Genomic DNA, 21208 nt, shown 5'->3' on the forward strand with positions numbered 1-21208 from the left:
GCCGGGGTCACCGCGTCCCTCGCCGGAGCCGGACCCGGAGCCGGACCCGGAGCCGGACCCGGAGCCGGACCCGGAGCTGAGGCCGGAGCCGGAGCCGGAGCCGGGCGGCGGGTCCAGCGCAGCACCGCCGGTGCGTGCGCCGGCACAGCGGGGGAGCGCGGCAACACCGGCTCGACCCGTTCGTACCCCGCCCCCAGCGCGGGCCGCGGATCGGCATCGCCGTTGTTGGGCCAGAACGACATGGCCCGCTCGGCCAGCGCGGTGATGGTCAGCGACGGGTTCACCCCGAGGTTCGCCGGGATCACCGAGCCGTCCACCACGTGCAGGCCCGGGTACCCGTACACCCGCTGGTAGGGGTCCACCACGCCGGTCGCCGCGGAGTCGCCGATGGTCGCGCCGCCGAGGATGTGCGCGGTCATCGGGATGTCGAAGACGTCGCCGACCGAGCCGCCCGGGTGGCCGCCGATCGCCGTGGCCATCCGGCGTACCGCCTCGTGACCCACCGGGATCCAGGTCGGGTTCGCCGGCCCGTGGCCCGGTCCGGTGGTGAGCCGCCCGCGCCGGGTGCGGCGTACCGTCAAGGAATTGTCCAGGGTCTGCATGACCAACGCGATGATCGTCCGGTCGCTCCACCGCCGGTTCGACAGCGAGCGCAGCAGCAGCGCCGGGTGCCGCAACGCCTGCCCGAGGAACCGCACCGGCCGCGGCACCCGCCCGCCGCCGTCCACCAGCAGGGTCGTCAGCAGGCCCATCGCGTTGCTGCCGGGGCCGTACCGGACGGGTTCGATGTGGGTGTCCTCGTCGGGATGGAACGACGACGTGATCGCGACACCCCGGGAAAACGGTTCCGGGGGTACGCGTTCGGCCTGCGCACCGAGCAGCGCCTCGGAATTCGTACGCGTCAAGGAGCCCAGCCGGTCGGAGAGCGCGGGCAGCACGCCGGTGTCCTTCATCGCGTGCAGCAGCCGTTGCGTGCCGAGCGCGCCCGCCGAGAGCACCACCTCCCGCGCGGTGAACACCCGCTTCTTCGTCTCCACCCGCCAGCCGCCGTGCACCGGCCGCAAGGCCGTCACCTCGGTGCCGGGGTGCACGGTCGCGCCCGCCCGCTCGGCGAGGTGGAGGTAGTTCAGGTCCAGGCGGTTCTTCGCACCGACGCGGCAGCCGATCATGCAGTCGCCGCATTCGGTGCAGCCCGTACGGTCCGGCCCGGCACCGCCGAAGTACGGGTCCGGCACCGACTTCCCCGGCTCGCCGAAGAACACCCCGACCGGCGTACGGCGGAACGTCCCGCCCACGCCCATCTCCTCGGCGACGGCCTCGACCACCCGGTCGGACGGCGTCATCGACGGCTGCAGCGTGACCCCGAGCATCCGCGACGCCTGGTCGTAGTGCGGTTCCAGCTCGGCCGCCCAGTCGGTGATCCCGGCCCAGCGCTCGTCGGCGAAGAACCGTGCCGGCGGCTGGTACAGGGTGTTCGCGTAGACCAGCGAGCCCCCGCCGACACCCGCGGCGGACAGCACGATGATGTCCTTGAGCAGCGTGATCCGCTGGATGCCGCGCAGCCCCAGCGCGGGCGCCCACAGGAAGGCGCGCAGGTCCCAGGACGTCCTGGGCAGCGTCTGCGGGGTGTAGCGCCGGCCGGCCTCGAGCACGCCGACGCGGTACCCCTTCTCGGCGAGCCGCAGCGCCGTGACGCTGCCGCCGAACCCGCTGCCCACGACGACGATGTCGTAGTCCGTCATGGCCCCACTCCACCATGTGAGATTCGTTCGCACCAGGTCCGCGTTCAGCCGGCGTTAGGTCCGCCGAAAGAGCCCCCGCGCACAGTCACCGGCATGACCGACAACGCGAACACCACCGAGACCGAACCGACCGGGCTGCTGCTGGCCCACCGCGCCATGCTGCGCGACCTCGACCGCGTCGCCGACCTGGCCGCCCGGGAGGCCGGCCGCCGCCTCGAGCGCCGCCGGGCCGCCGCCGTCGCGGACTACGTGACCGACCTGTGCGACTCGATCCATCACCACCACAGCGCCGAGGACGAGGTGCTGTGGCCGGTGCTGGAACGCTCGGCGGGCGCGCACGTGGACCTCACCGAACTGACCGACGACCACGCGGTCCTGGACCCGAAGCTGGCCCGCATCCGCGACGGCGCCGCCTCCCTGCGGGCCGCCGGCCTCTTCCCGGCCCCGCTCGCCGCCGACCTCGCCGACCTGCGGGACACGCTGCGCGAGCACATCGAGGACGAGGAACGCTCGATCGTCCCGCTGATCCGCCGGTACGTGACCCGCGCCGACTGGAGCCGGGTCGAGGCGACCATCCGCAAGCACGGGGCCAAGATGTCCTTCGAAGTGCCGCGGATCCTGGCCGTCAGCACCGATCGCGAACTGGCCGAGTTCCGCGCGGAGGGTGGCATTCCGTTCGCCGTGATGGTCAGGGTGCTGCCGCCGATGTTCCGCCGCCGGGAACGCCGCGTGTTCGCTTAGGACGATTGCAGGGCCGCCGCCACCCGGTGCAGCAGCGCCGCGGCGGCCTCCTCGTGCGCCGCGGCCTCCGCGGGGCGGCCGAGGGCCCGGGCCAGCGCCGCCAGCGCGGAATCCACCGGACCGGCGTAGAGGGTGCCCGAGTCGGCGCCGGCGAACCGGCCGGAGAAGGGCAGCAGGTCCTCGTACGCGGCCCGGGCCACGTCGAGATCCCCGAGGCGGGCCGCCGCGTGCGAGCGCAGCGCCATGAACCCGAGCCAGTAGTAGTCGCGGTCGATCGGCGTCCGGCGCGCCCACACCCGCCGGGCCGCGTCCTCGTCGCCACCGTCCAGCATGGCGAGCACCAACGGATCGGTGATGCGGCCCGGGAAGCCGTAGTCGACGGCCTCGAGCTCCGCGCGCAGCGGGCCCAGGTCGCCGCGGTACATCGCCACCGAGATGCGGCCGACGACGGCCATCATGGCTCCGTTGATCGCGCCGTGCTCGGTGAGCCGGGCGGCGGCCTCCTCGTAGCGGGCGAGCGCCGCATCGGGCCGTCCCGCCAGCACGTCCAGCAGCGCGGTGAAGATCGCCACGACCGACAGCAGACCGCCGAGCTGGCCCGTCTGGCACCGCTCGACGGCCAGGCGCATCTCGGCCACCGCGGCGCCGAGGTCCGTGCGCGCCGAGGACTCCAGGAACAGCAGCCAGTGCGCGACGGCCTCGTGATCGATCTGGCCCGTCGCCGCCGCCACCCGCAGGTACTCCTCGGTCACCGCCCGGCGCTCGGTACGCAGGTCCGGCCCGAGGGCCGCGTACGCCCGGGCGTTCAGCGCCGCGCACAGCAGCCGGTCGTCGCCGGCGGACCGGGCGAGCTCCAGAGCCTCGGCGCTCACCTCGATCGCCTCGGCGACGTCGTACCCCTCGACCTCGCGGAACAGGGCGATCAGCAGCGCGGCGCGGGTCGCCGGGCCGAGGTCCGCGGCGAGTTCGCTCCGCAGCGCCGCGAGCGTGACCGGGTCCGGATCGCGGGCCTCCCGCGTCGTCCAGATCAGCGGCGCGTCCCAGGCGGTCAGCGGCGCCCGGGCCCGTCCCAGCGGCCGGGCCACCGCGGTCGCACGCAGGTACGCCTGCCGGGCCCGGACGAAGTCACCCGCCCTCGCCAGCGCGGCCACTGCCGGCGTCAGCAGATCCAGCAGGCCGTCGTCGTCACCGGCCGTCCGGCGTCCGGCGAGCTCGCGCAGGCGCAGGGCGGAGGTCCACTGCCGGGCTGCCTCGCCGTACGCGCCGACGGCCTGCGCCTCACGCGCCGCGGCCACCGCGTACGGCACCGCCTCATGCGCCGTGGCAGGGCCTGCCGACGCCGCCGCGTGGTACGCCAGCGTCGCCGCATCCGCGCGCCTGCGCTCGTACGCAAGAAGGGCCGAGGCATGCAACCGCGCCCGCCGCAGCAGCGGCATGTCGTCGTAGAGGGTGTCGCGCACCAGCGCGTGGGTGAACCGGACCTGCCCCGGCGCCGGCTCGTCCAGCAACCCGGCCAGCACCGCCGTCTCCAGGGCGTCGAGCAGGTCGTCCGGGTCGCGGCGGGCCACCTCGGCCAGCACGTCGACATCCACCTCCCGGCCGAGCACGGCCGCCTGCCGCAGCGCCGCGGTCGCGCTGCCGGGCAGCCGCGCCACCCGCCGGCGCAGCACCTCGCGCACCCCGGCCGGTACGGCGGCCCCGGCGGCGCCCGGCCCCTCGGCGGCGATGAGGCGGGCGAGTTCCCGGACGAACAACGGGTTCCCGCCCGTACGCTCGCTCAGCATCGCCAGCAGCTCCGGCGTCGCCCGGGTGAGCCCCTGCTCGGCGGCGAGCGCGGCCACCGCGCCCGGATCCAGCCCGCCGAGCCGCACATGCGCGGCGGTGACCGTGAGCAGCGCTGCGATGGTCGCCGCGAGCTCGTCGCCCAGCTCGGTGCCGCGGTACGTGCCGATGACCAGCAACGGCCGCGCGGCGAGCTGCGCGAGCACCTGCCGAAGCACCTGCAACGTGAGATCGTCGGCGCGATGCAGGTCGTCCAGCACCACGACGGTGGGCCGCTCGTCGTCCAGCAGCCGGGCAACCGCCTGCCCGAAGCGGAACGGATTCCGCTCGTCCCCGGCGTTCTTGTCCCCGGCGTTCTCGTTCGCCGTGTTCTTCTTCGCGGCGCTTTGTTCGTTGGCTTCGCTTGCGGCCCGGTCGTGGGCGGTCGCCTCCGTCCAGGCCCAGCCGGGCGGCGCCCCCTCGACCTCCGGCGACCGTCCCCGGGCGAGCCGCCAGCCGTCCCGGGCCAGCTCCCGCGCCACGGCGTCGGCCAGCGTGGTCTTGCCGGCACCGGGCTCCCCGCCGACCCAGGCGACCCGCGCGCCACCGCCGGCGACCTCCGCCGCCGCGGCCGCGAGCGCGGCACTCTCGCTGTCGCGACCCCGCAATCCGGCGCCGGGACGCGGTCGTTCGGGCTCGACCGCCAACGGTACGGGCGCAGCGGCCGGCTCGTGGTCCAGCTCGGCGTCCTGGGTGAGCACCGCGGTCTCCAGCGCCCGCAGCGCCGGACCCGGGTCGAGCCCCAGCTCACCGGCGAGATGCTCGCGGGTACGGCGGAGCACGCCCAGCGCGTCGCCCTGCCGCCCGGTCCTGTACAGGGCGAGTACGAGCAGCCGCACCGCCTCCTCCCGCCCCGGATGGTCGTGCAGCAGCCGTTCCAGGTCGGCGATCACCGGCCCCGGCCGCCCCAGCTCCAGGTCGGCGCCGGCCCGCGCCTCGACGGCGGTGAGCCGCAGCTCAGTCAGCCGGGCCACCTCGGGCACCGCCCACGCCTCGTCGGCAACCTCCGCGTACGCCGGCCCACCCCAGCAACCCAGCGCGGCGGTGAGCAATTCATGCCGCCGTACGGCACCGACACCAGCGGCCCGCCGGACAAGGTCATCGAAGCGCCAGGCATCAACCTGCTCCACGGGCAACCGCAGCGCGTACCCAGGAGCGGCGCTGACCAGCACCCCCGCCGGCGCCCGCCGCGCCCGCCCCGGCTCCAGAGCCCGCCGCAGATGAGAGACATGCACCTGAAGCACGGCCAGCGCCTTGGCCGGCACCTCGGCCTCACCCCACAGGTCATGCACCAACAGATCGGTGGAAACCACCTCACCCCCGGCCACCACCAGCCGCGCCAGCACGGCCCGCTGCCGAGGCCCGCCAAGATCGGCGGCCCGCCCCCCAACCGTCGCACCGCACGGCCCAAGCACGCCAACCCCGACGACCACGCGGTGACCGTACCGGATAACACCTGCTCAGACCCATCACCACACCAACTCCACCCCACCTACCCAATGCGCACGCGCACGCGCCGTCGTGCGTGCGCCCTGTCCGATGCGCGTGCAGCCTGTTCGTGACGCGTGCGCCGCTGGCGCGTGTGTGGCCTGTCCGTTGCGCGTGCGTCCTCGCCGCCGTCTGCGCCCTGTCCGCCGCCGCTGCGTGCGCCGCCGCCGCTGCGTGCGCCGCCGCCGCTGCGTGCGCCGCCGCCGCTGCGTGTGCGGCCTGTCCGCCGTGTCTGCGCCCTAGTCGCCACCTATGGGCAATTGCTTGTCCGTTGTGCGCCGCCGCCCTCGCGTGTGCGGCCTGTGCGCCGCGTTCGAACCCTCGTCGCCGCGTACGCGTCGATATTTGTCGGTTGCCCATGCGCTCTCGCCGCCGCGAATGCACTCTGGCCGCCGCGCACGCGGCATCTCCGACGCGTATGCGCCCTCTCCGATAAGCGTCACTGTCTCCGAATGCACGGGGCCTCTCCGGCAGGACGTCGGCCCCCGCAGTGCGGTGACGCGGCGTCGCCCTCGTCTCCCCGCGGCGGTCCGCCGCCTGCTCATCGGTCCAGCGTTCCCGTTGCGCTGGCTCACTCCAATGCCCGCCCCTCGACAAGACGCGACGTGAACTCACCCCCTCCCGCTGGAATCGGTACCACCCGGCCGGCGAAATTGACTCCCGCTGCGAGTGGTACCCGAATCCTACCGAGTGCGTCCGGGTGATTCCCTGTGACCGTCATCGCTCTTTTGGAGTGATCGTCTAATGTGTTTCCACGGCCGGGTGCGGAACAATTATTGCATGCGGCAGCTTCAATTGTTCTCGACGGCAGAATTGGCGGTGATGCGCGACCGGACCGCGTCGCGTCGCTACTCTGCCGAGCGGGAGGAGTTCCGCCGCGAGCACGCCCGGCGCCGGGCGTGGGGCTTAGCCCAGCGACACGCCGCGAAGCTGCGCCGGGTGCGCGGCAGTGGCAGCGAGGAGCGGCCGGTGAGCGTCCGGAGCCCGGCAAGGCCGACGGCAGGCCGAAGAACAGCGACGTCGGCGCCTCGACCCGTGACGGTTTGTCGTCCGCTCGCCCCAGCGGCGAGTCCCGCCCCGGCCATGAATGCCGCAACGGCATCGGAGTGCGCGCCGGCCGTGGCTCCCGCTCCGCCCCTGTCTCCCGCTTCGCCCCTGTCTCCCGCTTCCGCTTCGGGTGCGGCGTCCGTGCCGACTGCGGTCTCGGCTCCCGCTCCCGCTGCGGCTCCTGTTCCTGTTCCTGTTCCTGCTCCCGCTCTGGCTGCGGCTCGTGCTCCGGCTGTGGCTCCTGCTCCTGCTCCGGCTGCGGCTGCGGCTGCCCTCCTGCTCTGGCTCCGGCTGCGGCTCCCGCTCCGGCTGCGGCTCCCGCTCCGGCCGCGGCTCCAGCTTTGGGTTTGGCTCCCGCTTCGGTGCGGCGTCCGTTCCGGCTGCGGTCTCCGGCTCCCGTTCCCGTTCCCATTCCGGCTGCGGTCCCGTGTGTCAGGCGCAGATCTCGTTCTCGATGCGGCTCCCGCGACGGCTCACCAGACCGGCGTTCCGGCAAAGAGGATCGGCCCCGCCGCCGCGCGCAGCGGCCCCGCCGCCGCGTACAGCGGCCCCGCCGCGCGCAGCGGTTCCACCACGGCGCGCAGCGGCGGCGCGGGCTGAAGTGCCGGGTGCTGGCTCCAGCCGCCCGGATCGCGCGCGGTGCGCCGTGTCTCCCGAATCGCACAATGCGACGGTGCGGTCAATCGCGCTCACAGGATGCGCGCGATTATTAAATGACGACCCAAAGGCAAACAACCGGCGTCGGAAATCGACGGCGCGATGTCGCGCGGGCCGATATTGAGGCATTCATCATAAGGGGGTGGCGGTCGGCTTCGGGTGGTCAGGCGTTGCGGATTTGGGAGGCGTTGTGCAGGTTCAGGATTTCGACTGCCTTTTCGCGCATTTCGACCTTGCGGACCTTGCCCGTCACCGTCATCGGGAAGCCTTCGACCACGTGGATGTAGCGGGGCACTTTGAAGTGTGCCAGCCGGCCTGCGCAGAATTCGCGGACTGCTTCGGTTGTCAGGGGTTCGGTGTCCGGGCGCATGACCAGCCAGGCCATCAGTTCCTCTCCGTATTTTTCGTCCGGGACGCCGATGACCTGGACGTCTGCGATGTCCGGGTGGGTGTAGAGGAACTCCTCGACCTCTCGGGGGTAGACGTTCTCGCCGCCCCGGATGACCAGGTCTTTGATGCGGCCCACGATGTTGACGTAGCCGTCCTGGTCCATCGTGGCCAGGTCGCCGGTGTGCATCCAGCGGGCCGTGTCGATCGCGTCGGCGGTGGCTTCCGGTTGGTTCCAGTAGCCGAGCATCACCGAGTAGCCGCGGGTGCAGAGTTCGCCCGGTTCGCCTCGGGGGACGACCAGGCCGGATGCCGGGTCGACGACCTTCGACTCGAGGTGCGGCATCACCCGGCCGACCGTGCCGGTGCGTCGGTCGAGGCTGTCGTCGGCGCGGGTCATCGTGGACACGGGGGATGTCTCCGTCATGCCGTAGCAGATCGCCACCTCGGCCATGTTCATCTCGGCGACCACGCGCTTCATCACCTCGACCGGGCAGGGGGAGCCCGCCATGATGCCGGTACGCAGGCTGGACAGGTCGTACGCCGGGAAGTCGGCCAGCCCCAGCTCGGCGATGAACATGGTCGGCACGCCGTACAGGGAAGTGCATTTCTCCTCGGTGACCGCCCGCAGTGCCGCCGCCGGGTCGAAGCCCTGCGCCGGCAGCACCATCGCCGCGCCGTGCGAGGTCGCGGCGAGGTTGCCCATCACCATGCCGAAGCAGTGGTACAGCGGTACGGGGATGCAGATGCGGTCCCGTTCGGTGTAGCCGACGAGCTCGCCGACGAAGTACCCGTTGTTGAGGATGTTGTGGTGCGACAGCGTCGCGCCCTTCGGGAAGCCGGTCGTCCCCGACGTGTACTGGATGTTGATCGGATCGTCGAAGGCGAGCGTCGCTGCCCGAGCCGTGAGGTCGGCGCCGACGCCGGCGGCGACCAGCGCGTCCCAGTCGCCGGTGCCGATGAACACCGTCTCCGCGAAGCCGATCTCCCCGATCATCGCCCGGTAGTCGCTGGTCTTGAAGCCGACGGCGCTGATCAGCAGCCGCATGCCGGACTGCCTGACCACGTAGTCCAGCTCGTGGGTCCGGTACGCCGGGTTGACGTTGACCAGGATCGCGCCGATCTTCGCGGTGGCGTACTGGACGAGCACCCACTCCGCGCAGTTCGGCGCCCAGATGCCCACCCGGTCGCCCTTGGCGATGCCGCGGGCGAGCAGGCCGCGGGCGACGTCGTTGATCGCGGCGTCGAATTCCGCGTACGTCCAGCGCCGGCCCGTCGGCACGTCGACGAGCGCCTCGCGGTCGCCGAAGGCCGCGACGGTGCGTTCGAGGTTGGCGCCGATGGTCTCGCCGAGCAGCGGCACGTCGGAGGTCCCGGAGGCGTAGGAGAGCATTTCTGCAGCATGGGCCCGTCCACCGCGGGCTGCCACCCCCGATCGGGGGTGGACCGGGACGCGCCCGGGGCGACATGCTGGTCACGTGCTCGAGACAGCCGACCTGACCGCGGCCCTCGGCCGGCTCCGCCGGGTGACCGGCCTGCCGGTCGCGTTCGGCGGCGCGGTCTCCGCGGACGGGCGGGCGATGCGGCTCACCGACTTCGCGGGTACGACCACGCTCGCGCTGAACGGCCTGGTGGTCGCTGCCGGCAACGGGCTGGGCGGCCGGGTGCTGGCCACCGCGCGGGCCGCGCGGGTGGAGGACTACGCCGCCGACCCGCGGATCTCCCACGAGTACGACAAGCCGGTCACCGCCGAGGGGCTGCGGGCGATCGCGGCGGTGCCGGTCGCGATGGGCTCCTCGGTGCTCGCCGTGCTCTACGCCGGCACCCGGGAGCCCCTGTCGGTGGGCGCGCGGGCGCTCGACGCCATGGTGCAGGTGGCGCTCCGGCTGGGCACCGAGGCCACCGTACGGCGAGAGGTCCAGCGCCGCCTCGCCGAGCTGGAAGCGGCCGCCGTCCTGACCCGGGAGGCGCCCGCGGCCCGGGAGTGGGAGGACGTCCGCCAGGCCCACGCCGACCTGCTCACCATCGCCCAGGAGGTCGGCGACCCGGTCCTGCGGGCGCGCCTGCGGCAGGTGTGTTCGCTGCTGTCGCGCCCCGGCGGCGGGCCCGACAGGCCGGCCGACCCGTTGTCACCGCGCGAACGGGACGTGCTCGCGATGGTGGCGGTCGGGTACAGCAACGCCGAGACCGCCCGGCGGCTCGGCGTGCTGCCGGAAACGGTGAAGAGCTATCTGCGCAACGCCATGCGCAAGCTCGGCACGCACGGCCGCATGGAGACCGTCGTGACCGCGCGACGGCTGGGTTTCCTGCCATAGTCTGGGTCCGGTGACGCATAGTCTGGGGCCGATGAAGAGACCGACGATCGCCGACATCGCGCGCGAGGCCGGGGTGTCCAAGGGCGCGGTCTCGTACGCGCTCAACAACCGCCCCGGCGTGTCCGAGGAGACCCGCGCCCGGATCCTGGCGATCGCCGACCGGCTGGGGTTCCGGGCCAGCGCCGCCGCCCGTGCGCTCGCCGGCGCCCCCGCGTCCGTGGTGGGGCTGGCCCTGCGCCGCCCGGCCAGCACGCTGGGCGTCGAGCCGTTCTTCATGGAGCTGATCAGCGGCCTCGAGGCGGAGCTGTCCACCCGCTCGTACGCGCTGCTGCTGCAGATGGTCGACGACGAGGCGGACGCGGGCGCGGAGATCGAGGTCTACCGGCAGTGGTGGATCGAGGGCCGCGTCGACGGGGTGCTGCTGTGCGACCTGCGCCCCGACGACCCGCGGGTGCCGGCCGTGGAACGCATCGGGATACCGGCGGTCGCGGTCGGGCCCCCGTCGGCGGGCGGCCGGCTGGCCACTCTCTGGTCCGACGACGCGGTGTCGGTCGCCGAGGCGGTCGACCACCTGACCGGCCTCGGGCACCGGCGCATCGCCCGGGTCGCCGGCCTGCCCGGTCTCGCGCACACGGCCACCCGGACGGGCGCCTTCGCCGACCGCGGGATCACCGAGGCGGTGACGGTGTTCACCGACTACACCGGGGAGGCGGGGGCGCGGGCGACCCGTGAACTGCTCGGGGCGCCGCACCGGCCGACGGCGATCGTGTACGACAACGACGTCATGGCGATCGCGGGCCTGGCCGCGGCGCGGGAGCTGGGGCTGGCCGTACCCGCGGACCTGTCCATCGTGGCCTGGGACGACTCGCCGATCTGCGGGCTGGTCCATCCGCCGCTGACCGCGCTGACCCGCGACATCGTCGCGTACGGCGCGCACGCCGCCCGGCTGCTGCTGTCGGTGATCGCGGGGGAGCAGCCGGGCGCACGCCTGGACGAGCCGGCGCGGCTGGTGGCGCGAGGCAGCACCGCCCCGCCCCGCGCCTGACGTCGTTACCCGCGGCCGTCCAGCGCGATGAAGCGGTATCCGCGCGCCTTCAGCGCCGGCACCACGGTCTTGAGTGCCGCGTACGTCTGGGAGCGGTCCCCGCCGCCGTCGTGGCACAGCAGGATCTGCCCGGGGCGGGCGGCCAGCAGGCGCCGCCGGATGGCCTCCGTGCCGGGGCGCGACCAGTCGCGGGGGTCGTCGCTCCAGTCCAGCGGCACCATCCCGGCCGTGGCGGCCGCGCCGAGCACCGTGGACGACCAGTCGCCGCCGGGGGAGCGGAACAGCGCGGGAGCATGCCCGGTCGTGCTGTAGATCTTGTCCTGGGCCCGTTCGATCTCCTTGCTGACCTTCGTGCCGGGCTTGCGGGCGAGGTGGGTGGGATGGCTCCACGTGTGGTTGGCGACCTTGTGGCCGTCGCGTACGACGTCGCGGGCGATCGCCTCGTGACCGAGCACCTGATTGCCGATCATGCAGAACGTCGCCGGTACGTGGTGCCGGGCCAGCAGCCGCAGGATCTTCGGCGTCCACAGCGGATGCGGGCCGTCGTCGATGGTCAGCGCGACCGCGTCGCCGGGGAACGCGGGGCCGGGCACCGCCCTGCGGTATTCGCGCAGCGTGAACACGGGACGGCTGAGCTGGGGCCGGTGCTGCGGGTCGGGCGCGCCGTGCCGCCGGTGGGACGGTTCCGGGCCCGGTGCGGGCGGCACCCGCGGCGTCGCGACGGCGCGCGGCTGGTACTCCTCGGCCGACGACGCTCCGGACCCGCTGAGCAGCATCGCGCCCACGCCGGCCGGGATCATCCGCAGCATCTGACGGCGTGAGGTGGGGCCCTCACGCAGGGTCTTCGTCACCGCCTGAAAAAGATCGACTTCCCGCACGCCGCCCGACGTTAACTCACGGTCGCCACTGTCGCCCAGTGCCGTTCGGCCCGGAAACCGGCGAAACCGGTCGGTCGGTGCCCGGCGCGGGACCGGTGCTGCGGCGGATGGCCAGGTCGCCGCCGCGCGCCTGGACCGGCGGCTCGGCGGTGCCGTCCAGCGCCGCGAAGAGCTGTGCCGTCGCGAGGGCGCCGTACGCGGCGATGTCCCGGCGTACCACGGTCAGCGGCGGCCCGACGACCTGGCACAGCGGCGAGTCCTCGCAGGCCACGATGGACAGGTCGGCCGGTACGGCCAGCCCGAGCTCGCCCGCGACGCCCAGCCCGGCGATGGCCATGACGTCGTTGTCGTACACGACGGCGGTGGGCCGCTCCGGGCCGCCGAGCAGCTCACGGGTCAGCCGGGCCCCGGACTCGCCGGTGTAGTCCCCGCGGACGATCGTGGTCCGTACGCCCCGCGCCCCGGCCGCCGACCGCAGCGCCTCGTCGCGGATGCTGGTGTGCAGCATCCCGTCCGGTCCGCTCACCCGCGCGATGTGCCGGTGCCCCAGGTCAGCCAGGTGGTCGGCCAGCCGGTGCGACCACGGCACGTCGTCGCACCACGCGCCGGGCAGCCGGCCGTCCGGCGAGACCCCGATCAGCGCCGCCGGCAGGCCCAGCTCATGCACCGCGGGGATGCGCGGGTCGTCGGGGCGCGGATCGCAGATGAGCACGCCGTCGACCCGGCGTTCGGCGCTCCACCGCCGGTAGACCCGGATCTCCTCCTCGAGGCCCGTCACCATCTGCAGTGCCAGCGCGAAGCCGTGCCCGGACAGCTCGGCCTGGATGCCGGCGATGAGCTGCCGCCGGAACACCTCCACGGTCAGCGCGGCCGACGAGCGCAGCAGCACCAGCCCGATCGCCCGCGCGGCGGCGCCGTGCAGCGCGAGCGCCGGGCCGTTCGCCCGGTAACCCAGCTCGCGCGCGATGCCGAGGATGCGCTCGCGCAGGTGGGCGGAGACGCCGGGACGGCCGTTCAGCGCGTACGACACCGCGATGCGGGACACGCCGGCACGCCGGGCGATGTCGGCCATCGTCGCTGCACGCACCCCCCTACCGTAGTGCTTCACCCGGCCGGCTCGGCGCGGGCCGACTATCCTCCGGGAATGATGCGCAAGGTCGTCGTCACCCCGGAGGGTGTACAGGTCGTCCCCGCCCCGGAGCCGACTCCCGGACCGGGGGAGGTCCTGGTGCGGACCGCGGTCTCCGGGGTGTGCGGCTCGGACACGCACGCGCTGCACGGCCGGCACCCCAACGTGACTCCGCCGTACGCCCCCGGCCACGAGGTCGTCGGCCTGGTGACGGCGGTGGCGCCCGACGTGACGATCGTGCAGCCGGGCAAGCGCGTCACGGTCGAGCCGGACCTGCCGTGCTGGGCGTGCAAGCAGTGCCGCGCGGGCCGCGAGAACCTCTGCGAGAACCTGGGCTTCTTCGGTTGCGGCTCGGAGCAGGGCGGGATGGCCGACCTGTTCACCATCGACGCCCGTCGCGTCCACCCGGTCCCGGAGGATCTGGACGACGCGACCGCCGCGCTCATCGAACCGCTCGCCACCCCGGTGCACGCGGCACGGCTGGCGGGCCCGCTCGAGGGCAGGGCGGTCGCGATCCTGGGGGCCGGCACGATCGGCCTGCTCACCCTGCGCGTCGCCCGCGCGCAGGGCGCCCGGCGCATCGTGATGACGGCCCGCTCGGCGCAGCGCCGCGAGCGCGCCACGGCCTTCGGCGCGGACGCGGTCGTGGACGCCTCCCTCCCGGACGCGGCGGATCGCGTACGCGACCAGCTCGGCGAGAGCGCCGACGTGGTGTTCGACTGCGTGGCCGAGGAGTCGACCCTGCACCAGGCCCTGGCGATCGCGAACAAGGGCGGGACGGTGGTCGTGGTGGGCGTGCCGCCGGGCGACGTACGGCTCCCGCTCGCGCTGGTGCAGGACAGCCAGCTGCGCATCCAGGGCAGCGCCACGTACCTGCCGGAGGACTTCACGGACGCGATCGACCTGCTGCACAAGGGCGTCGTCACGTCCTCCGACTTCGTGACGGCGATCCGGCCGCTGGACCAGGCGGCCGCGGCGTTCGCGGACGCTGACAGCGGCAACCACATCAAGGTCCTGATCGCCCCCGACCTGACCGCCGTGCGCTGAGCAGAGCATTGCCGTGATTGCACGGTGAGTTCACATTCGTTCCAGGAGGTCGAGGCGCGATTGCGCAAGTAGTGGGCCGGCCCTGGTTCTCAAGACCTGAGGATGTTCCTACGTAGATCTTCCGCGAAAGCCTCGAACTCGTCACGGTGGGCAATCAGCAGGTCCGGCAGTGGCCAACGGCCGTGCCACAGCGGCGTGCTGTCTTCGACCAGGTCAGGCGGCCGCCGGACGAGTGTGCCGTCAACCAGCTCGAGCAGGGCTCCATCGGGATTGTCTTCAGCCCATTCGAAGGCTGCGTACTCGATTCCCAGCAACTCAAGCATTGCCTCATCGGAGGCGACCGGATCGCCGAGGGGACCACCCAACGCCCAGCGGAGGGTGTCTCCATACACCGCTTCGAATGCATCGATGACTCCCGTGTAAGTGCCGTTGTGCACCAGGCGGCCACGGAGTCGCTTCACGGCACGCCCATCCCGTATCGCGATGAATTGGAGGTCCGGCAGGTATCCCTCGAGCTTGTGGGGCCACCCGTAAGCGAAGGCTGTGACGAAGTTGCACGGGTTGAAGACCAGTGCGCCGACCTCCACCGCGTACGGCAGGGCCGCGATCTCCTGGAGCCAGTGATCGGCGATTCTCAGCCAGCTGGGGTTCGCGGAGGCCGAGTAGGCAACCCTGCTGACGAAGCGGTCCCACCGTTGCACGTGGTCCGTACGGGCAACGCCCACGTACCGAATGTCGGAGAGGCCGCCGCCCGTTGCGGCTTCCCGGGTCAGGTTCTCGGTAGGAAATATCACCTCGTTGCAGAAAACCCCCCGGCGCCGCGTCCGGCTCAACGTCCAGTTGGGATCATGGAGCAGGTTCTGGAGAACCTCGGGTCGGCCGGTGTCCACTGACCCGGAGATAGACTGCTGGCATAAGTAGTACAGCGCGAGATATTCCGTCTGGAACTCCTCCGGGGCATCCGAGAGGTCATACTCCTCTTCGTCGGCCAACCTCGAGAGCACCGTCTCTGCGGAACTGCCTGGATCCACATTTCCGAAAACCAGGTAGAGCATCGGCGGGTAGGTCGGGTGGGTGAATTCGAATCCGATCAGATGCTCAACGGCTACCTCGTCCATCTGGGAATTCACCCACTCCCACATCCGCCCTACATTACGGTCCCAGGGCTGCACTGCGAGCTGGAGAGGCGTGGGGCCGACAAGTGCGGCCGGTGTCAGAGCGCGCACCTCCGTCGCTGAGACCGGGGTCGCGCAGCCGGGTTCGAGATTCAGTTGATAGCCACGAAGATCCACGGACCACTCGCGTACGGCCTGGCTGAACGGTGCCATCAATTCTCGCCAATGGGTGGAGACCAGGGCAACGCGGACATCGGCGGGCCCCAATCGCATCTGCTGCAGCATGAGTTCGACATACTTGTTCAGCTCGTGCAGCCCTTGCCGGGCCGAGTTGTCGGAGCGCTTGAGCTCGATGACGACGTAGGACCCGGTCGTGTCTTTGGCGAGAATGTCGACCTTTCCGATGCTCCCCGCATCATTCGGCAGCTGGAAGTTGGTCGCCACCAGCGTGAGACCCTGCTCGATGATCGACAAGTTCTTGGCGAGTTCGTCCCGGATCTCATCCTCGTGCACAGAGCCAGATTAGTGGCGGGGGTGTTCTCGGCTCCTTCGCCCCGCTGCGGTAAGACATGCCGCCCCGTCGGAAGACGATTGCCGCTCGGGCAGGATCCAGGCGTCGTCCATGGTCGGTCTCATGCGAGGTGAGACGCGAGTTACCGGCGGTCTTGGCCACAGTTGCCGTGTTGGCGCAGCGGTCAGCGGGAGGTGTTCGCGATTTCCACCTAGTGGTCGAGAAGATCGAGCCAATCCTCATGTCCGCCGGCCGCCACGCGGAGCTACGAGGTCTGAGCGAGCATCCGGCGGTGGAGGTCGGCGGCTGAGCCGGCGTCCAGGTCGAGGGTGCGGCGCAGGGCCAGCCAGGCCGCCGCGGCCGCCGGGTCGCGGGCCGTCGCCACGCCCGGCAGCGCCGCCAGGACCTCGGAGCGGATCCGGGTGTCGCCGGTCAGCAGGCCGCCGGCCAGCACCACCGGGCCGCCCGGCGGGCCGAGGTCGTGCAGGGTCGCGATGAGGCGGGCGGCCGCTTCCGTGGTGAGGCGTACCGCGATGGGGTCGTCGTGGGCGCAGACCAGCGGGGCGAGCGCCGCGAAGGCGGACGGGGGCTGGCGTACCGCCCAGGTGATCAGGTCGTCGCAGGTGGCCGCGCCGGAGTGGGCGGCGATCGCGGCGGCGAGGCCGGGTGGCGGGGCGCCGGCCGGGGCGGCCCAGGCGCGGGCGGTGGCGCGGACGGCCTGCAGGCCGAGCCAGTGGCCGGAGCCCTCGTCGCCGAGCAGCCAGCCGAGCCCGTCCGCGGTGCGCCGGATGTGCCAGTTCTCGATGCGGGCGGCGACGGCGCCGGTGCCCGCGATCAGCACCGCGCCGCTGGGGGACGGCACCCCCGCGGCGAACGCGGTGACCGCGTCGCCGGTGACGGTGAACGGGCAGGTCAGACCGAGGGCGGCCCATGCGTCGTCGAACGCGGCGGCGATCGTGGGGTCGGACAGCACGGCGACCCCCGCGACCCCGGCCGTGCCGGCGAGCACGCGGGCCGGGTCATGGGGACCCAGTGCCGTGCGGACAGCCGTACCTATCGCCGTGGCCGCGGCGGGACCACCCGCGGAGGTGGGGTTGCCCGGCCCGGCCGACCCGCGGCCGACGACCGTGCCGTCGGTCGCCGCGACGACGGCCCGCGAGGCCGTCCCGCCGGCGTCCACGCCCACTACGAGCATCATGGCGCCGATCGAAACATAGAAACTCGTTGTTGACCAGACGCCAAAGTGGTCGTAATTTTCATCGGCATAGCTGTTCGATGAAAACGAGGACCACCGATGACGGGTGAGAGCGGCGGGCTGCTGGTGCGGCTGCGCATCGAGGGACCGACCATGCCGGAGGCACTGGCGCGGATCGCCGAGACGATCCTCGCCGACCCGGAGACGGCCGCGCACGCCAGCATCGTGGACCTGGCCGAGCGGTCCGGGACCTCGACGGCGACGGTCACCCGCTTCTCGCGGGCCCTGGGCTTCAAGGGGTACGCGAACCTGCGGGTCGCCGTGGCCACCGAGACGGGCCGCGCCGAGCAGGCCCGCTGGGAGACCGACATCAGCGGCGACATCAACCCGGGCGACCAGACCGAGAAGGTTCTCGACATCATCACCGCGGCCGACACCCGGGCCATCCAGGCCACCGCCGCGGGGCTCGACACCGACGCGATCGAGCGGGTCGCCGCCGCGATCGCCGGCGCCGGCCGGGTGGAGATCTTCGGCCTGGGCTCCAGCGGTACGGCGGGCAGCGAGATGGCCTTCCGCCTGGAGCGCATCCGGATCCCGGTGCGGTACCGCGCCGACACCCACACCGCGCTGACCAACGCGGCGCTGCTCGGGCCGGGCGACGTGGCGATCGCGCTCTCGCATTCCGGGCGGACCCGCGAGTCGATCGAGATGCTCGCCGAGGCGGCCGACCACGGGGCGTTGACCGTGGCGGTGACGTCGTTCGGCCGGTCGCCGCTCGCCGAGGTCGCCGACGTCGTGTTCACCACCAGCGTGCACGAGACCACGTTCCGGCTGGCCGCGCTCTCCGCGCTGCACTCCCAGCTGCTCATCCTCGACCTGATCTACGTGGCTGTCGCCCAGCGCACGTACGAGCGCACCGCCGAGGCGCTCGAGCTCACCGTGCGCGCCGTGGACGCCCACCGCGTGCCGGACACCCCCGCCAACCGCAAGCGAGCACGGAGGGACAAGCCGCTGTGACCATCACGAGCGCCGCGTACGTCGAGACGATCCGGGCCGCGATCGACCGGGCCGGCACGAGCCAGGGTGACCTGGTGGCCCGCGCCGCCGACCTGTTCACCGCGACCCTGCAGGCCGGCGGGGTGATCCAGGCGTTCGGCTGCGGCCACTCCGAGGCGCTCGCCATGGAGATCGCCGGGCGCGCCGGTGGCCTGGTGCCCACCAACAAGATCGCCCTGCGGGACATCGTCCTGTACGGCGGCGAGCCGGCGAGCGTGCTGGCCGACCCGCAGCTGGAACGCACCCCGCGGGTGGCGCACCGGCTCTACGAGCTCGCCCCGATCAAACCCGACGACGCGTTCGTCATCGCCAGCAACTCCGGCGTGAACGGCGCGGTCGTGGAGATGGCCCAGCTGGTCAAGCAGCGCGGGCACGCCCTCGTCGCGATCACCTCGCTGGAGCACTCGGCGCGGGTGGACTCGCGGCACGAGAGCGGGCTCAAGCTCACCGATCTCGCCGACGTCGTGCTCGACAACGGCGCACCGTACGGCGACGCGGCCCTGTCCTACGGCGACGGTGCCGTCGGGGCGGTCTCCTCGATCACCGCGGCGCTGCTGGCCCAGCAGATCGTCGTCGAGGTGGTGGCCCGCCTGCTGGCGCTGGGCGAGACGCCGCCGATCTACCTGTCCGACAACGTGCCGGGCGGGCGTGAACACAACAAACAGCTCGAGGAGCGGTACGCCGGGCGCATCCGGCGTACCGCATAGAAAGGGCGTGGCCCGATGTCCCCGACGAGACGAACCCTGATCCGCACCGCGCTGACCGCCGGTGCCGCCGTACCCCTGCTGAGCGCGTGCGTGACCGGCGGGAGCGACGACGACGACCCGGCGGCCGGCAACACCGGTGCCAAGAGCGCCGACAACCCGCTGGGCGTCAAGGCCGACGCCCCGCTCGAGGTCGTCATCTTCAAGGGCGGGTACGGCGACGACTACGCCAAGCACGCCGAGACGCTGTACACGCAGAAGTACGCCGGCGCGAAAATCGACCACAAGGGACTGCAGAAGGTCGGGGTGGCGCTGCAGCCGCGGTTCGTCGCGAACACGCCGCCGGACGTCGTGGACAACACGGGCGCCGACCGGCTCGACATCGCCGTGCTCGTGGGCGCCAAGCAGGTCTCGGACCTGACCACGCTGCTCGACGCCCCGGCGTTCGACGACCCGTCCAAGAAGCTGCGGGACACCTTGCTGCCCGGCGTCGTGGACGACGGCACGTTCGACAAGGTGCCGCGGACGCTCAACTTCACGTACACGGTGTGGGGGCTCTGGTACTCGAAGAAGCTGTTCGCGGCCAAGGGCTGGGCGTACCCGAAGACCTGGGACGACATGCTGGCGCTGTGCGCGACCATCAAGGCCGCCGGCGTCGCGCCCTGGACCTACCAGGGCAAGTACCCGGAGTACATCAACGACCCGCTGCTGTCGATGGCCGCGAAGACCGGCGGGCTCGAGCTGGTGAAGGCCGTCGACAACCTGGAACCGAACGCGTGGAAGGCGCCCGGGCTGGTCAGTGCGGCCGAGGCGTTCGCCGAGCTGGCCGCGAAGGGCTACATCATGGCCGGCTCCGAGGCGCTGTCGCACACCGAGGCGCAGGCCGCCTGGTGCCAGGGCAAGGCCGCGTTCATCCCGTGCGGGTCGTGGCTGGAGAGCGAGCAGAAGGGCGTCACCCCGGACGGCTTCGACATGGTCATGGGCCCGGTGCCGTCGCGGACCGCGTCGGATCAGCTCAAGCAGACCGCCGTGCAGGCCGCGAGCAGCGAGTCGTTCCTGGTCCCGGCCAAGGCGAAGAATCCGGCCGGCGGCATGGAGTACCTGCGGATCCTGTTCTCGAAGCAGTCGGCGAAGGCCTTCGCCCAGTCCGCCGGCACCCTGCCCGCGGTGGCCGGCGCCACCGACGGGCTGACGCTGAGCAGCGGGCTCTCCTCGGTCCGCGACGCGGTGCAGACCGCGGGGCCGGAGACGTTCACCTACCGGTTCCGCACGTGGTACGCCCCGCTCGCCAAGGCGGTGGACGACGCCACGGGCGAACTGGTGAACAAGCGCATCACCGCGGCGCAGTGGTCGGACCGCATCCAGAAGGCGGCCGACGGCATCGCCAAGGACTCGTCCGTGCAGAAGTACACGCGCTGATGAGGTACGGCCGGTGGCGGTTCCTCGCCGGGGCGCTGATCCCCGCGCTGGTCCTGCACGTCGTCTTCGTGCTGTCGCCGTACGCGCAGGCCTTCTACCTGTCGCTCACGGACTGGACCGGCGTGGCCGGCGAGGCGCACTTCGTCGGGGCGGACAACTACCGCCGCCTCGCCGGGGACTCGCTCTTCGTGGACGCGGTGCGCAACAACGCGCTGCTGCTCGTCGTGGTCCCGCTCGTCACGATCGCCATCGGCCTGTTCCTCGCCAGCATGCTCCACCTCGGCGGCCGGGGCGGCCGGCGGGCGGTGGCCGGCTCGGGTGCGTACCAGATCATCTATTTCTTCCCGCAGTTGCTCTCGCTCGTCGTGGTGGCGGTGCTGTGGGGCTTCGTCTACAACCCGAACACGGGCCTGCTCAACGGGGCGCTGCGGGCGCTGGGGCTGGGCGGGATGGCGGCCTCCTGGCTGGCGTCGCCGTCGCTGGCCCTGCCGGCCGTGATGGCGGTGCTGGTCTGGTCGTCGGTCGGGTTCTACGTCGTGTTGTTCAGCGCGGCCATCGACGGCATCCCGGTCGAGCTGTTCGAGGCGGCGGTCCTGGACGGCGCCGGCGGCTGGGCCACGTTCCGCAACGTGACGCTGCCGCTGGTCCGCGACACCGTGCAGGTCGCCTTCGTCTACCTGGGCATCGCGGCGCTGGACGCGTTCGCCGTGGTCCAGGTGATGACGGTGGGACCGGGAGGGCCCGACGGCGCCACGGAGGTCATCGGGCTCTCCCTCTACCGCAACGCCTTCCAGTACGGGAAGTTCGGCTACGCGTCGGCCATGGGGGTCGCGTTGTTCTTCGCCACGCTGACCCTCGCGGTGTTCGCCCTGCGCGGCGGCCGGCGGTCCACAGTGGAGGTGTCGTGACGC

Annotated in this window: 15 protein-coding genes and 1 pseudogene; 8 read left to right on the plus strand and 8 right to left on the minus strand. The window is 72.4% G+C overall.

The window, feature by feature from the left end:
• Positions 1-116: 116 nt before the first annotated feature.
• Positions 117-1742, minus strand: a pseudogene (locus COUCH_RS09490) (GMC oxidoreductase); the annotation flags it as partial.
• Positions 1743-1835: 93 nt separating this feature from the next.
• On the opposite strand from COUCH_RS09490, the gene COUCH_RS09495 reads away from it, so the two are divergent.
• Complete coding sequence (locus tag COUCH_RS09495; RefSeq protein ID WP_249611691.1) at positions 1836-2483, plus strand: hemerythrin domain-containing protein; 648 nt, start codon at positions 1836-1838, stop codon at positions 2481-2483.
• Here the strand turns inward: COUCH_RS09495 and COUCH_RS09500 are convergent.
• From COUCH_RS09500 to COUCH_RS09510, 3 genes are all read right to left on the minus strand, one after another.
• Entirely contained in the window at positions 2480-5737 is a 3258-nt protein-coding gene (locus tag COUCH_RS09500) for a BTAD domain-containing putative transcriptional regulator (RefSeq protein ID WP_346015975.1), read from the minus strand. The two genes, COUCH_RS09495 and COUCH_RS09500, sit on opposite strands and share 4 nt — an antisense overlap.
• Before the next feature lie 1575 nt (positions 5738-7312).
• The gene (locus COUCH_RS09505; protein WP_249611693.1) at positions 7313-7522 is read right to left on the minus strand and encodes a hypothetical protein; all 210 of its coding nucleotides are present in this window, start codon (positions 7520-7522) and stop codon (positions 7313-7315) included.
• Between the two features lie 137 nt (positions 7523-7659).
• Positions 7660-9276, minus strand: a complete 1617-nt coding sequence (locus COUCH_RS09510) for an AMP-binding protein (protein ID WP_249611694.1) — start codon at positions 9274-9276, stop codon at positions 7660-7662.
• Positions 9277-9361: 85 nt separating this feature from the next.
• Here COUCH_RS09510 and COUCH_RS38840 point away from each other — a divergent pair, with 85 nt between their 5' ends.
• Both COUCH_RS38840 and COUCH_RS09530 read left to right on the plus strand, forming a co-directional pair.
• Positions 9362-10198, plus strand: coding sequence for a LuxR C-terminal-related transcriptional regulator (locus COUCH_RS38840; protein ID WP_275980086.1), 837 nt, complete (start codon positions 9362-9364; stop codon positions 10196-10198).
• A 31-nt stretch (positions 10199-10229) separates the two neighbouring features.
• A complete protein-coding gene (locus tag COUCH_RS09530; protein ID WP_249611695.1) occupies positions 10230-11243 on the plus strand; it encodes a LacI family DNA-binding transcriptional regulator in 1014 nt (337 codons plus the stop codon).
• Between the two features lie 5 nt (positions 11244-11248).
• Here the strand turns inward: COUCH_RS09530 and COUCH_RS09535 are convergent, their stop codons facing one another.
• Together COUCH_RS09535 and COUCH_RS09540 are read right to left on the minus strand one after the other, a co-directional pair.
• Positions 11249-12094, minus strand: coding sequence for a polysaccharide deacetylase family protein (locus COUCH_RS09535; protein WP_249611696.1), 846 nt, complete (start codon positions 12092-12094; stop codon positions 11249-11251).
• Positions 12095-12137: 43 nt separating this feature from the next.
• On the minus strand, positions 12138-13208 hold the full coding sequence (locus COUCH_RS09540) for a LacI family DNA-binding transcriptional regulator (RefSeq protein WP_249611697.1): 1071 nt from the start codon (positions 13206-13208) through the stop codon (positions 12138-12140).
• A 57-nt stretch (positions 13209-13265) separates the two neighbouring features.
• Here COUCH_RS09540 and COUCH_RS09545 point away from each other — a divergent pair, with 57 nt between their 5' ends.
• Complete coding sequence (locus COUCH_RS09545; RefSeq protein ID WP_249611698.1) at positions 13266-14297, plus strand: zinc-dependent alcohol dehydrogenase; 1032 nt, start codon at positions 13266-13268, stop codon at positions 14295-14297.
• An 89-nt stretch (positions 14298-14386) separates the two neighbouring features.
• Here COUCH_RS09545 and COUCH_RS09550 read toward each other — a convergent pair whose 3' ends face one another.
• On the minus strand, positions 14387-15925 hold the full coding sequence (locus tag COUCH_RS09550) for an endonuclease NucS domain-containing protein (protein ID WP_249611699.1): 1539 nt from the start codon (positions 15923-15925) through the stop codon (positions 14387-14389).
• Between the two features lie 263 nt (positions 15926-16188).
• Complete coding sequence (locus tag COUCH_RS09555; protein WP_249611700.1) at positions 16189-17121, minus strand: N-acetylglucosamine kinase; 933 nt, start codon at positions 17119-17121, stop codon at positions 16189-16191.
• 96 nt (positions 17122-17217) lie between these two features.
• Here COUCH_RS09555 and COUCH_RS09560 point away from each other — a divergent pair, with 96 nt between their 5' ends.
• The 4 genes from COUCH_RS09560 to COUCH_RS09575 are packed head-to-tail and all read left to right on the plus strand — an operon-like array spanning position 17218 to position 21205.
• Positions 17218-18135: a MurR/RpiR family transcriptional regulator gene (locus COUCH_RS09560; RefSeq protein ID WP_249611701.1), complete on the plus strand. Its 918-nt coding sequence runs from the start codon at positions 17218-17220 to the stop codon at positions 18133-18135.
• 2 nt (positions 18136-18137) lie between these two features.
• Positions 18138-18881 carry a sugar isomerase domain-containing protein gene (locus tag COUCH_RS09565; RefSeq protein ID WP_430640968.1) on the plus strand — a complete coding sequence of 248 codons (744 nt, stop codon included), beginning with the start codon at positions 18138-18140 and terminating at the stop codon, positions 18879-18881.
• 15 nt (positions 18882-18896) lie between these two features.
• Positions 18897-20297, plus strand: a complete 1401-nt coding sequence (gene ngcE / locus COUCH_RS09570) for an N-acetylglucosamine/diacetylchitobiose ABC transporter substrate-binding protein (protein ID WP_249611703.1) — start codon at positions 18897-18899, stop codon at positions 20295-20297.
• Complete coding sequence (locus COUCH_RS09575) at positions 20297-21205, plus strand: carbohydrate ABC transporter permease (protein ID WP_249611704.1); 909 nt, start codon at positions 20297-20299, stop codon at positions 21203-21205. Before ngcE ends, COUCH_RS09575 begins: the two co-directional genes overlap by 1 nt.
• Positions 21206-21208: the final 3 nt, after the last annotated feature.

The sequence above is a fragment of the Couchioplanes caeruleus genome (assembly GCF_023499255.1).
Classification (GTDB): domain Bacteria; phylum Actinomycetota; class Actinomycetes; order Mycobacteriales; family Micromonosporaceae; genus Actinoplanes; species Actinoplanes caeruleus_A.

What these genes read in the sequence shown, in the direction of transcription:
- COUCH_RS09530 (WP_249611695.1), top strand. Translation starts at nt 10,230, where the DNA reads ATGAAGAGACCGACGATCGCCGACATCGCGCGCGAGGCCGGGGTGTCC.
- COUCH_RS09575 (WP_249611704.1), top strand. Translation starts at nt 20,297, where the DNA reads ATGAGGTACGGCCGGTGGCGGTTCCTCGCCGGGGCGCTGATCCCCGCG.
- COUCH_RS09560 (WP_249611701.1), top strand. Translation starts at nt 17,218, where the DNA reads ATGACGGGTGAGAGCGGCGGGCTGCTGGTGCGGCTGCGCATCGAGGGA.
- COUCH_RS09555 (WP_249611700.1), bottom strand. Translation starts at nt 17,121, where the DNA reads ATGATGCTCGTAGTGGGCGTGGACGCCGGCGGGACGGCCTCGCGGGCC.
- COUCH_RS09545 (WP_249611698.1), top strand. Translation starts at nt 13,266, where the DNA reads ATGATGCGCAAGGTCGTCGTCACCCCGGAGGGTGTACAGGTCGTCCCC.
- COUCH_RS09495 (WP_249611691.1), top strand. Translation starts at nt 1,836, where the DNA reads ATGACCGACAACGCGAACACCACCGAGACCGAACCGACCGGGCTGCTG.
- ngcE (WP_249611703.1), top strand. Translation starts at nt 18,897, where the DNA reads ATGTCCCCGACGAGACGAACCCTGATCCGCACCGCGCTGACCGCCGGT.
- COUCH_RS09510 (WP_249611694.1), bottom strand. Translation starts at nt 9,276, where the DNA reads ATGCTCTCCTACGCCTCCGGGACCTCCGACGTGCCGCTGCTCGGCGAG.